Origin of the sequence: Nonomuraea sp. LP-02, assembly GCF_036289125.1 — a bacterium.
GTDB lineage: Bacteria > Actinomycetota > Actinomycetes > Streptosporangiales > Streptosporangiaceae > Nonomuraea > Nonomuraea bangladeshensis.
Genome location: NZ_JAXCLK010000001.1, coordinates 2,059,677 through 2,072,382 on the forward strand (window position 1 = coordinate 2,059,677; position 12,706 = coordinate 2,072,382).

General features: G+C 70.6%; 9 protein-coding genes. 4 read left to right on the plus strand and 5 right to left on the minus strand.

Annotation, left to right across the window (positions count from 1 at the left end):
* Positions 1 to 88: 88 nt before the first annotated feature.
* Positions 89 to 790, minus strand: coding sequence for a fasciclin domain-containing protein (locus SMD20_RS09610; RefSeq protein ID WP_329577866.1), 702 nt, complete (start codon positions 788 to 790; stop codon positions 89 to 91).
* Positions 791 to 1,221: 431 nt separating this feature from the next.
* Here SMD20_RS09610 and SMD20_RS09615 point away from each other — a divergent pair, with 431 nt between their 5' ends.
* Complete coding sequence (locus SMD20_RS09615) at positions 1,222 to 2,250, plus strand: LacI family DNA-binding transcriptional regulator (RefSeq protein ID WP_329577869.1); 1,029 nt, start codon at positions 1,222 to 1,224, stop codon at positions 2,248 to 2,250.
* Positions 2,251 to 2,288: 38 nt separating this feature from the next.
* Here SMD20_RS09615 and SMD20_RS09620 read toward each other — a convergent pair whose 3' ends face one another.
* Genes SMD20_RS09620 through SMD20_RS09635 form a run of 4 tightly spaced genes read right to left on the minus strand, consistent with a single transcriptional unit; the run spans position 2,289 to position 7,349 of the window.
* A complete protein-coding gene (locus tag SMD20_RS09620; protein WP_329577872.1) occupies positions 2,289 to 3,185 on the minus strand; it encodes a carbohydrate ABC transporter permease in 897 nt (298 codons plus the stop codon).
* Positions 3,186 to 3,190: 5 nt separating this feature from the next.
* Positions 3,191 to 4,090, minus strand: coding sequence for a carbohydrate ABC transporter permease (locus tag SMD20_RS09625; RefSeq protein ID WP_329577874.1), 900 nt, complete (start codon positions 4,088 to 4,090; stop codon positions 3,191 to 3,193).
* A 1-nt stretch (position 4,091) separates the two neighbouring features.
* Positions 4,092 to 5,462, minus strand: a complete 1,371-nt coding sequence (locus SMD20_RS09630) for an extracellular solute-binding protein (RefSeq protein ID WP_329577877.1) — start codon at positions 5,460 to 5,462, stop codon at positions 4,092 to 4,094.
* A 12-nt stretch (positions 5,463 to 5,474) separates the two neighbouring features.
* Complete coding sequence (locus tag SMD20_RS09635; protein WP_329577880.1) at positions 5,475 to 7,349, minus strand: glycoside hydrolase family 127 protein; 1,875 nt, start codon at positions 7,347 to 7,349, stop codon at positions 5,475 to 5,477.
* A gap of 349 nt (positions 7,350 to 7,698) precedes the next feature.
* Between SMD20_RS09635 and SMD20_RS09640 the strand changes: the two genes are divergently transcribed.
* The 3 genes from SMD20_RS09640 (at position 7,699) to SMD20_RS09650 (ending at position 12,681) form a co-directional block, all read left to right on the plus strand.
* Positions 7,699 to 9,621, plus strand: a complete 1,923-nt coding sequence (locus SMD20_RS09640; protein WP_329577883.1) for an Ig domain-containing protein — start codon at positions 7,699 to 7,701, stop codon at positions 9,619 to 9,621.
* Positions 9,622 to 9,718: 97 nt separating this feature from the next.
* On the plus strand, positions 9,719 to 10,705 hold the full coding sequence (locus tag SMD20_RS09645) for a linear amide C-N hydrolase (protein WP_329577886.1): 987 nt from the start codon (positions 9,719 to 9,721) through the stop codon (positions 10,703 to 10,705).
* Positions 10,706 to 11,493: 788 nt separating this feature from the next.
* Positions 11,494 to 12,681, plus strand: a complete 1,188-nt coding sequence (locus SMD20_RS09650; protein WP_329577889.1) for a thioesterase domain-containing protein — start codon at positions 11,494 to 11,496, stop codon at positions 12,679 to 12,681.
* Positions 12,682 to 12,706 lie beyond the last annotated feature (25 nt).

A 12,706-nucleotide genomic window follows, 5' to 3' on the forward strand; every position in this document is an offset into this window, starting at 1 on the left:
CCGGCCGCCCCGGCGCCGCACGAGAAGGCACGGCCACCGCGTTCAGCGGTGACCGTGCCCTCTCCGTCCGTCCAGGCGGGCGGGTGCCTCACTTCGGCATGAGGACCTTGTCGATGACGTAGAGCGTGGCGTTGCTCGTCGGGATGCCACCGCAGACGATCTTGGCGTCGTTGATGGTCATGTTCTCGCCGGTGCCCTTCACGGACAGCTCGCCGCCCTGGAGCGTCTTGAGCATGTCGCCGTCCTTGAGGTCGGCCGGGTTCACCTTCCCCTCGACCACGTGGTACGAGAGGATCTTGGTGGCGGCGGCCTTGTCGGACATCGCGTCCTGCACGTCCGTCGGCGCCGCGCTGAAGGCCGCGTCGTTGGGCGCGAAGATCGTGATGTCCTTCGCGGAGTTCAGCTTCTCCTCCAGGCCGGTCTGCTTGACCGCCTGCGAGAGCTTCGACAGGTCCGGGATCTTCGTCAGGGCGGTGCCCGCCGGCTGATCGGCGACGCCTGAGAGGCTGTCCTTCATCGCCGCGCACCCCGGCCCCATCGGGCTGGTGGTCGCGCCCGGCGTCATCTCCCCCGTCGCCGTCGCTTCCGGACCGCCGGGAGCGCCTGGCTCGCCGGTCTCGCCGGGTGTGGTCTCTTCCGGCATGCCGCCGTCCGGCGAGGTCTCCTCGGGCATGCTGGTCATCTCCGGCGCCGGTGAGCCCTCGGGCTCAGGAGCGCGGGCGGATGCCGCGCTGGTCCCGGCGGTGGCCGCGGTCAGCGCGAGCGCCGCCGCGAGAAGCACTCGTTTCACAGTGTCCCCCGAATCTCTCGTGCCGGCGGGGTTGGCCCGCGGCCCGATCGAAGCAGATCTCACGTACGTTCCGAGCGCTTCCAGTCTCTCTGGCAGAAGGAGAAGAAGAAGTACTATCCCCACCAAAGCGGGACAAAAGGTGGATTTCGCGCGTCTGCCGGCGCGGTCCCGGCAACTCCCGGGCGGCGACCCGGCGGTGGTCGCCGTCGAAGGCGCCCGCCGGCTCGTCGCCGGCCCGGCCGAGCCTGGAGTACTCGCACCCGCCTACGCCTATCACCCCGCTGATGTTCTTGATTTCCTTGTCCCGCACAGAGCGCGACAGACCGGCGCCTTTACATTGTAGATCACAAAGAAGTGGGAATACGTTTGCGCACGGTCGGAGTAGAGTGTCATACAGCACACCGACCCCCGCGTACGCAAAGGATCCAGGATTGGCCAGCCCTCCAGAGCAGGTGGCGCGCCCGGCGACCATCAGGGACGTCGCCGCCGCGGCCGCCGTGTCGATCGGCACCGCCTCCAAGGCGCTGAACGGCCGGGGCAGGATGCGGGACGAGACCCGCGACCGCGTGCTCGCCGCCGCCGAGCGGCTCGGCTTCCGGCCCAACCCGCTCGCGCAGGGGCTGCTGGCCGGCCGCACGTACACCGTCGGCCTGGTCACCGGCGACAGCTACGGCCGCTTCAGCATCCCCGTGATGCTAGGCGCGGAGGACGCGCTGGGCGCGGGGCAGATCTCCGTCTTCCTCTGCGACACCCGCGACGACCCGATCAGGGAGCGGCACTACCTGGAGCGGCTGCTGGCCCGGCGGGTCGAGGGGATCATCGTGACCGGCCGCCGCACCGAGCCGCGCCCGGGCATCGGCCACGACCTGCCGGTCCCGGTGGTGTACGCGATGACGCAGTCCACCGACGAGTCCGACTACTCGATCATCCCCGACGACCGGGGCGGCGGCGTCCTCGCCACCCGCCACCTGCTGGCGACCGGCCGCGCCCGCGTCGGGCACATCACCGGCCCCGAAGGGTTCCAGGCGGCCCGCGAACGCGCCGCCGGCCTCACGGCGACGCTGGCGGAGGCCGGCCTGGAGCCCGCCGGGGAGATCCTGTTCGGGGAGTGGAGCGAGGAGTGGGGGCGGCAGGCCGCCGACATCCTCCTGCACGCCGCCCCCGACGTGGACGCGGTCTTCTGCGGCAGCGACCAGATCGCCCGCGGGGTGGCCGAGACGCTGCGCGAGCGGGGGCGGCGGGTGCCGGACGACGTGGCGCTGGTCGGCTTCGACAACTGGGAGCCGATGGCGCTCGGCTGCCGGCCGCCGCTCACCACCGTCGACATGAACCTCGGGGAGATCGGCCGGCTGGCCGCCCGCCACCTGCTCGACGCGATCGCCGGGGAGCCGGTCCCGTCCGGCGTCCACACCGTCCCGGCCACGCTCGTGCCGCGCGCCTCGACCCGGCGCAGCATCTGACAGGCACCCTGGGAAACAGGTTTCCCAGGGTGCCTTCCTCAGTTCTTGATGCCGGTGAGGGTGACGCCTTCGATGAAGTAGCGCTGCAGGAAGAAGAACAGCGCGATGATCGGGGCGATGACGGCGGCCGAGGCGGCCATCAAGTAGCCCCACTGCGTGATGTACATGCTCTGGAACGAGGCCAGCCCCAGCGAGAGCGTGTACTTCTGCTCGTCGTTGAGATAGAGCAGCGGGCCGAGGAAGTCGTTCCAGGTGCCGATGAAGGTGAAGATGGTGACGACGACGATCGCGGGCTTCGACAGCGGCATGACGACCGTCCAGAACACCCGCCAGGGCGAGGCGCCGTCCATGTAGGCGGCCTCGTCCAGCTCGAACGGGATCGTCAGGAAGAACTGCCGCAGCAGGAACACGTTGAACACCCCGCCGCCCGCCCCGGCGAACCAGCTCGGCACGGTGAGCGGGACGAAGCTGTCGAGCGCCCCGAGCTCCTGCCACATCACGAACGTCGGGATGAGCGTGACCGCGTACGGCAGCATGACGGCGCTCAGCAGCAGCGCGAAGACCACGTTCCGGCCGCGCCAGCGCAGCCGGGAGAAGCTGAACGCGGCCACCGAGCAGGTCAGCACCGTCCCCAGCACGCTGATCACCGCGACGATCACGGTGTTGACGAAGTACAGCCCGAACGGCTGCGCGGTCAGCGCCTCGCCGAAGTTCGACCACCGGAACGGCCGCGGGATCCACTCCGGCGGCGCGGTGAACATCTGCGCGTCCTCCATGAGCGCGCTGCGCACCAGCCAGACGAACGGCAGCAGCGTCGGCACCGCCCCGGCGACCAGCGCGAGGTAGAGCAGCGCCTTGCCGTACGGGCGCCGCCGGCGCAGCCCGCCGGTGGGCGCCACCCGTCCGCTGCGGCGCTCGCGGGGCGGCGTGGCCACGGCGGTCACCTCGCGCCCGCCATCTCGTAGTGGACCCAGCGGCGGGCGTTCCTGAACAGCAGGAACGTGATCACCACGATGATCATGAAGAGCACCCACGCGAGCGCGCTGGCATAGCCCATCTCGCTCTCCCTGAACGCCTTGCGGAACAGGTAGTAGACGTAGAAGAGGGTGGCGTTGTTCGGGCCGCCCTCGGTCATCACGTACGCCTGGTTGAACACCTGGAAGGTGCCGACCACGCCGACGACCAGGTTGTAGAAGATGGTCGGCGTCATCATCGGCAGCGTCACGTGCCAGAAGCGCCGCCAGGCGCCGCCGCCGTCGATGGAGACCGCCTCGTACAGGTGGCGCGGCACCCCCTGGAGCCCGGCCAGGAAGATCACCATCGTGTTGCCGAAGCCCCAGGTGCTCATGACGATCAGCGACGGGATCGCCGTCGCCTCGTCGTAGATCCACTGCCCGGCCGGCAGCCCGGCCTGGCGCAGCAGCGAGTTGAGCAGCCCGAAGTCCGGGTTGAAGATCCAGATCCAGAGCACCACGTTGGCGATCGAGGGCACCAGCGTCGGCAGGTAGAAGATCGTCCGCCACAGCGCCAGGCCGCGTACGCGCTGGTTGAGCAGCATCGCCACCGCGAAGGACACGATGAGCACCAGCGGCACCGCGCCGAGCGTGTAGTACGTGGTCGCGCCCAGCGACGTCCAGAACAGCTCGTCGCTCGCCATCGCCGTGTAGTTGTCCAGCCCGACGAACGACGGGGTGCCGCCCACCTGCCAGTCGGTGAGGCTGAAGACCAGCGAGGCCACCATCGGCCCCGCCGTGAAGATCAGGAACCCGAGGACGGCGGGCAGCGCCATGAGCCAGCCCCAGCGCCGCTCCAGGCGGCGCTGACCTGACAGGCCGGCCACGTCAGACCTCCTGGGTGTGCTGCCAGCCCTGCAGCATGCCGGTGATCTTCGGGCTGACGGCCTTCAGGATCTCGGCCGCGGGCCGCTTGCCCGACTCGATCTCCTGCAGCGCCGGGGTGAGAACGTCGCTGGAGATCGCCGACAGGTTCTTGACCCGGTTGCGCAGGTCGGGCACGCCGTGGTCGCGGGCGTAGTCGACCACGGCGGTGCGGAACTCGGGCGGGTGGCCGTCGTTCTTCGTCCAGGAGTCGATGGCGGCCTGGTCCTCGTAGTATTTGCGCTCCTGCGGCATCCACAGCCCCTGCCGGTACAGGTCCACGTAGCGCGGGTCGATGTGGAAGGCGAACAGCTCGACCGCCTCCTCGACGTGCTTGCCGCCGGCGAACACCGACGAGGCGCCGGCCACCTGGGAGGTGGTGAACGGCTCCTTGTACTTCGGCAGCACGCCGATGCCGTAGTCGACCTTGCTCTCGTTCATGTCGAGCAGCGCCCAGTGGCCGTCCACGACCATCGCCACCCGCTTGGTCTTGAGCAGGATGTTGGTGCCGGGCACGTCGTCGCCGGTCGCGGCGAGCTGGCCGGGGCCCGGCGCGACCCGGTGCTTGTGGATGAGGTCCTGCAGGTTCTGGAACACCTGGACGGCCTCGGGGGTGTCCAGCAGGCAGCGCTTGCCGGCCTCGTCGGCGAAGTCGGCGCCGTTGCCGCGCAGGAAGCCGTACCAGGCGGCGGCGTAGGTGATGCTGACGGAGATGCCGAACTGGCGGACCTGCTTGGGGTCGAAGCCGGACTCGTCGGGGTGCCGGCCGTTCTGGTCGACGGTGAGCTTGTAGGCGTTCTCGACGAGCTGGTCCCACGTCCAGGCAGAGCCGGCGACGGCGGGCGGCGCGGCGATGCCGGCCTCGGCGATCGCCGCCTTGCTGTACCACAGCAGCTCGATCTCGTTGGCGGTGGCGACGCCGTGCAGCTTGTCGGGGCCGTACCAGAGGTAGGCGTCCGGCAGGTAGCCGGCGAGCTGGGGGTACTTCTTCAGGTACGGGAACAGGTTGACGAGCTTGCCCTGCTCGGCCAGGCGGAACGACATCGACATCGGCACGTACCCGAGGTCGGGCACGTTGCCGCCGGCGATGAGGCTGTTGAGCTTGACGTCGTACTCGTCGGGCGTGAACAGCGGCTTGACCTCGACGCCGGGGTTCTTCTCCGCGAAGGAGCGGAGCATCTTCTCGACGGCCGTCTTCTCGAACGTCGAGCCCCAGTACATGAACTGCAGCCGCTTGTCCCCCGCGCCGGCCGTCCCGCCCCCCGATCCGCAGGCCGCGGCGGCGGCGCCGAGGGCGGCCAGGCCGCCCATCCTGAACAGGTCTCTTCTCTTCATGGGCGTGCTTCCTTACAGGTGGGGGGTCCAGACCCGCATGACGCCGCCGTCCCGGTTGTCCCACTGGTAGTAGGGAACGGCGGTCGCGGTGACAGGGGCGGGCGCCGGTCGGGCGGCGGAGGAGGAGGTCGAGGGGAAGTAGGGCAGCCCGTCGGCCGGGGCGGGCGGCAGCCGGACGGCGTCCGCCTCGATCACCACGGTCGGGCCGAGGCCGGGCACGTCGCGCTCGACGGCGCGCAGCCGCGGCTCGGCGGCGAGCGCCAGGTCCTCAAGATCGGCCTCCTGGTCGATCTGCTCGAAGCAGTAGACCAGCGGGCCGCGCTCGACGGCGGCGCAGCCGCGCAGCGCGTCGATCCTGCGGTGTGGCAGGACCAGCCGGGGCGTCAGGTCCAGGTCGAGGTCGAACACGTCGCCGGGCTTCCAGTCGCGCCGGACGCGGGCGTAGCCGTCGGCGTCAGGGACGAGGCCGCCTTCGCTCCAGGAGGGAATGCGCAGCTTGAGCGTCCACGGGCCGCCGGGGGTCTCCCTGACGGTGAACCGGACGCGGCCGTCCCACGGGTAGCGGGTCTCGACCTCCAGCGTGATCGCGCCGGCGCGGATGGCGCCCGGCACGTACTGGTGCACCGACAGGCCCTCGTCGTCGGTGGTGGCGACGTAGTGGCCGAGCGAGGCGACCAGGCGCATGATGTTCGGCGGGCAGCAGGCGCAGGCGAACCACTCCCTGCGCCGCCCCAGGTAGCGGTCCTCGAACAGGTCGGCGCGGCGCTGCAGCGGGTTGACGTAGAAGAACCGGATGCCGTCGGCCGAGGTGGAGGCGGCGAAGGCGTTGTAGAGGGTGCGCTCGATGAGGTCGGCGTAGCGGCCCTGGCCGGTGGCCAGCAGCAGCCGCCAGTTCCAGTGGACGCTCGCGATGGCGGCGCAGCTCTCGCTGTAGGCGCGGTCGGAGGGCAGCTCCCAGCGCTCGCCGAACGACTCGCCGTCGTGGCGGGAGCCGAGGCCGCCGGTGAGGTAGGTCTTGGTGGCGACCATGTCCTCCCAGCGCCGCACCGAGCATTCCAGCAGCGACTCGTCGCCCGTCTCCAGGTAGAGGTCGACGACGGCCGCCTCCAGGTAGAGCTGGCGCACGGCGTGGCCGACGGCGGTGTCGGCCTCGCGGACCGGCAGGTGGTCCTGCGAGTAGAGCGGGCCCATGCCGCTGTCGGCGATCAGGCCCTTGCCCCGGTTGTCGACGAGCTTGCGCGCCAGCTCCAGGTACGCGCGCTCGCCCGTGTGCCGGTAGAGCTCGACCAGGGCCGTCTCGACCTCGGCGTGCCCGTCGATGCCGTCGTCGCCGCCGGTCAGGAACCGCTCCACCAGCAGGTCGGCGAAGCGGCGGGCGACCGCGAGCAGGTCGTCGCCGCACCCGGCGCGGGCGGCGGCGACCGCCGCCTGGAACAGGTGGCCGGCGCAGTACATCTCGTGGCTGTACTCCAGCTCGGCGAAGATCTTGCCGGGCTTGACCACCTGGTAGTGCGAGTTGAGATAGCCGTCGGGGCGCTGCGCGCGGGCCAGCAGCGCGGCCGAGGCGGCGACGAACTCCGGGTAGGCGGCGGAGGGAGCGCGAAGGTGCTCCCACGCGACCGCTTCGAGCTGTTTGTACAGGTCGGAGTCCTGGAAACGGTAGCCGCGGAAGTCGCCCTCGCCCTCCCCCGCCGCGAGTCGCAGGTTGGGCAGCGCGCCGGAGACCTCCATCTGCTCCAGGCCGAGCGGGATGCTGGCCGATCGGTTGATCTCCTGCCAGCGGGCGAACGGACCGCCGGTGATCGTGACGTCGTGCACGCCCAACGGCCGCAGGACACCGGTGCTGGGGGCGAGCGGCCCGCGGACAGGGTCGGGGAAGCCGGACATCGAGCTCCTCGTCGAACTGAGAATAGGTTTTCTCGCAGGCAATGTAAGGTGTGATACAGCACTCGTCAATAGAGGCACCTGTGCAGACCGCCGACTTCAGGGGTGGTGAGGGGCGGCGAGAAAACGGTTGCGCTGCACGTTGGACCCCGTTCTACCGAAAACCTTTGTGCTGGAGTTGCAGTCGGCTCTTGACAGTGGGGTTGACGGTGGGGTTTGCTGCCGAAAACCTTTCAGTGATTTTCGAGTACGTGGGCGTCCGCATGCGCACCCGGACGCCACCCGCAGGACCTGTTCCCCCCGCTCGTCCCGCCGCGCTATTTGTTAGCGCTAACACAGAGAGGTGCCGCCGATGAGACGACCGGCCGTACTGGCCACCCTTCTCACCGTCCTGCTCGCGTCCTTCCTCACCGCCGCGCCGCCCGCCGCGCACGCCGCGCCCACCGCGCAGGTCGTGGACATGTTCGGCCGGGTCGTCAACGACTACGGCGTCAAGCTCGTCGACTGGCAGGGCTACCTGGCCAACCCCTACGTCGAGCTGACCGTCCGGCCGCCCGCCGACGTGCGCTACCCGATCGCCGTCGACCTCAAGGCCGAGGGCACCTCCCGGCTGATGATGGACCTGCCGAGCCAGCTCACCGCCACCGGCGCGACGAAGACCCTGACCTTCGCCTCCGCCTCCGAGCAGAAGCCGTTCCGGCTGGCCATCCACTCCAAGCGCGGGCCCGGCGCCGACGAGCTGCACACGCTGCGGCTGACGATCAGGGACGCGGGCGGGGCGACGTACCAGCAGTCGATGCCCATCCGGGTCCAGCAGGACGAGAAGACCGCGCTGGAGCCCTCGCTGCCGCTCACGTTCGACTACCGCTACGACACCATCACCGGCTACTTCTCCGCCCCGGCCTTCCGCACGGCGGCCGAGGAGGCGGTCAAGGACTGGTTCCGCTTCTTCGACATGGCGCCCTTCGACACCGTGGCGGCCGGCGCGGAGACCAACCACCTGCCCGGCAACGACTGGCAGAACACGATCACGGTCACCAACAACGCCGCCTACAACGGCATGTACGTGTTCTTCCGCGGGATCCAGACCCCGTACTCGACCGGCTACCCCGCCGCCAACGGCCGCTACAGCACCCGGGGCGGCCAGCAGCTCGCCGGCCCGCTGCACCGCTCCACCGCGATGATCTTCGAGTACGACGAGGCGGGCAAGCAGCTGTTCACCTCCCTGGCCGACGAGGACTGGTACAAGACCGACATCGCCGGCTCCGTGCTCGACGTGCACGGCCTGGTCATGCACGAGTACGGCCACGCGGTCGCCTTCCACAGCGACTGGGCCGGGATGCGCGCCTACGTCGCCTCCGGGGGCACCGACCCCGACGTGGTCGCCTACCAGGGGCGCGCGGTCCCGCTGGACTCCAGCTACCACATCCCGGGCGACCAGCCCAACTGGGACCGCCTCAGCGGCCAGAGCGGCGGCTGGACGCACCTGTTCCCGACCCGCCGGTGGATGCTGACCAAGCTGGCGCTGCTCGTCGCCGAGAACGCCGGCTGGAAGCTCAACCGCAACCTCACCCCGTTCCTGCCGCCGTCGATCACCACCACCTCGCTCCCCCAGGCCGCGCCCGGGACCGCCTACCAGCAGACCCTCCAGGCCAAGGGCGGCGTGCCGTTCTACGACTGGCAGGTCACCAGCGGGTCGCTGCCGGCCGGGCTGAGCCTCGACCGCTTCACCGGCGCGATCACCGGCACCCCCACGGCGGCCGGGACGTCGACCTTCACCGTCCAGCTGCGCGACTACGACCGGCTCAGCACGCCGGTGACCAGGACGTACACGCTGACGGTCACCGGCACCGCCCCGTCGAACCTGGCCCGCTCGGCCACCCCGTCGGCCTCCTACACCTCGGCGTGGGAGAGCGTGGCGGCGATCAACGACGGCATCGACCCGCCACGCTCGAACGACACCGTCAACCGCCGCTGGGGCACCTGGCCGCAGACCGGCACGCAGTGGGCGGAGCTGACCTGGGCGTCGGCACAGAACCTGCGCTCGGCCGACGTCTACTTCTTCGACGACGGCGGCGGCGTGCGCGTCCCGGCCTCCTGGAAGCTCCAGTACTGGACCGGCAGCGCCTACGCCGACGTGCCGGGGACGTACCCGGTGGCGGCCGACGCCTACAACCGGGTGAGCTTCCCCTCCCTCAGCACCACGCGGCTGCGGGTGGTGCTGCAGAGCGGGCAGGGGTCGGTCGGGCTGCTGGAGGTGAAGGCGTACGCCTGACCCCGCGCCCCGCGCGCCCCGGACGCCGCCGTGCGTGCGGGGCGCGCGACCTTTGGTGCGGGGTGACACCTTTTGTGAGGTGAGGCACACTACTGGCATGCGGACCCCTGCCGTGGCGGTGTTGTCGGCTCTGGCTCTCGCCGCCTCGGTGGCGTGCGCGCCCACGGCCTCACCGCCCCCGAAGCCCTCCCCCACGGCCCCGCAGGGAATCCTCCGGCAGACGGCGGACGAGATCGCCCGTACGTCGGCGAGCATGCGCCTCCTCGACGACCTGCCGCTGTACGAGATGACCTACCACGGCGGCTACGACGCCGAGGCGCCGCTCACGGACGCGGAGCTGGCGCGCAAGGGCGACGGCTGGGCCTGCTCGCTGTTCCACCGCCCCGGCGAGTTCGGCAGGAACTTCGACTGGCAGCCCAACCCGGCGATGGTCGTCCACAACCGCCCGCCGGGCGGCTACGCCTCGATCTCCCTGGTGGACGTCTCCTACCTGTTCTACCCGCGCATCAAGCCGAAGCTGACCAAGGCCGAGGACCGGCGGCGGCTGGCGCACGCGGTGCTGATCCCGTTCGACGGCATGAACGAGAAGGGGCTCGTCGTCGGCCTGGCCCAGGCTCCGGACGCCGAGCTGCCCGCGCCGGGCGCGGGCCGTATCACGGTGAGCGGGGTGCGGATCATCCGGCTGATGCTGGACAGGGCCGCGACCGTGCCGGAGGCGATCGAGCTGATGCGCCGCTACGACCTCGACTTCACCGGCGGCCCGCAGCTCCACTACCTGATCGCGGACCGCGCCGGCAGGTCGGCGGTCGTCGAGTACGCCGAGGGCCGCATGAACGTCATCGACGACCGCTACCTCACCAACATCACCATGACCGGCACGGACCGGGCCGCCAGAATGGCCGACCGCCGCTACCGGCTCCTCGCCGAGGGCGGCGGCACGGAGGCGATGAAACTGCTCCGCAGGGTCGCCCAGCCGCACACCCAATGGTCGATCGTTTACGACCTGGACGATTTGACCGCGAGAATCGTCACGGGGCAGCGGTGGAACCAGGTGCGCGATTTACGCCTTTCCGCGGTCGATTGAGCCGCGCGACTTTCACCTTGACTTCTCCGGCGAACAGTTTCGCCTTTCATCGGTTGATCGAGAATTGAACTCATTTCTAGTTGAATAATCAACCGCGCACGTCGAGCCGGGAGTTTCGGCGCGTCACGAGCTCTGGTTAGGGTGATCAGGCAAACGGCCGGGCCGATACTTGAAAGTTTCATGGCATCTTGACAAAGTCGCCGACAAGAGAGTCCGGAGGTGAGTGGACGCGCCGCCGGGTCGCACACCCCAGGGAGGGGGCGGCTTTTGGCGAATGGCCGCCGGAGAACGGCGGCGGGCGGCGCGGCGTACGGGGCCTCGCGCATCTTTTCCCTCCGTTGCCGGCGGGTGCGGCAGGCGGTTTCGGACGTCCGAAACTTGGTTACGGTCCTCCGGAGAGCTCCCCCATCTATCACCGCGCGACCCGCCGCGCAAGAGGCTCCTCGGGCGAATGACAGGCCGACGTGCGCCCGCGAATCGCTCATTGACGCCACCCTGCCGCGTCGATATAAGGTTCATGTCGTGCAACAGCGTGAGATCACACGCATTGTCCGACATTTCGCACCCCTTACATTTCGGTGTTGTTTCGCGGCATTTGTCGAGGAGCGCCGTAACATGGCGGTTGACGACCTCCGTATTCATCGACGAAACCCCCAGCCCACCCCCCTGCCCAGGCCGCGTGCGCCGCGGACGGCGACTCCCGGCAAGGGAGGTGCTGGGCCATCAGTGGCCAGCTAGCCGCGGCGACGCGGGACCCCCACCCCACCGGTCCGTGCCCCGCACGCACGATGATCTGCCTGCCCTACGCCGGAGGAGGCGCGAGCGCCTACGCCGGGCTCCTCCGCCGGCTCACCGGCCTCACCGTGGTCCCCCTCCAGCTTCCCGGCAGAGAGAACCGCATCGGCGAGCCGCCCGCCTTCACGATCAGCGACATCGCCGACGAGGTCGCGCCCGCCACCGGCGAGCCGTACGTCCTGTACGGCCACAGCATGGGCGCCCGGCTGGCCTTCGAGGTGGCCCGCGAGCTGCGCAGGCGCGGCCTGCCCGAGCCGTCGAGACTGTACGTCGGCGGCGCGCACCCCCCGGACCGCCGGGTGCCGCTGGCGGCCGCCGCCGACCTCCCGGACGACGCCTTCATCGACCAGCTCATCCGCAGGTCGGGGGCGCTGCCCGAGCTCAGGGACCTGCCGGAGCTGCGGGAGCTGATGCTGCCGGTGCTGCGCTCGGACTTCGCCTGGATCAAGAACTACGCCTTCGTCCCCGAGCCGCCCCTCGGCACCCCGATCGTGGCCTTCGCCGGGCTCGACGACGGGGAGGCCGGGGTGGCGGAGATGCTCGGCTGGGCCCGGCACACCAGCGCGGGCTTCCGGCTGCGGACGGTCCGCGGCGGCCACCTGTTCGTCAAGGACCGCCCGGACGAGCTGGCCGGGCTCATCACCGCCGACCTCACGGCGGGACAGGTTCCCGCCGAGGCGGACGAGGTGCACCTCTGGGTGGGTCCGGCGGCCGGTCGCGACGCGGTGCTGCGCCGGCACGCGGGGCGGGAGGCGGTGGCCACGAGTGACGCCGGCGACCTGGCCGCCGTGGTCGCCGGGCACGGGCCCGGGATCGGGGTGTGCGTGCTGCGCGCGCGGGACCTCGGCGAGCCGGTCGAGCTGAGCGCGGACGAGCGGGAGCAGGTCGAGGAGGCCGCCGAGGAGGACCGGGGGTGGCTGGCGCTGCGCGCCGTCACCGCGAAGCGGGCGCTGATGGCCGCCGACGGCGGGTCCGCCGATCCCACGGCGGTCGAATTTCCCGACCTCGCCGATCCCGGCCCCTGGCGCGTCCAGTCCGGCCAGGAGCCGGACCGGCTGTCCCGGTGGCGGATCACGCACGTGGCGCTGCACACCTCCCGGGGTGAGGCGCTGGCCGCGGTCGCCGTGCCCCGCGACGAGGTGCGGCTGAGCGTGGACCTGCCGCCGGAACGAGCACGGTGACGGGGAGCGGGCGAGGAGACAGCGG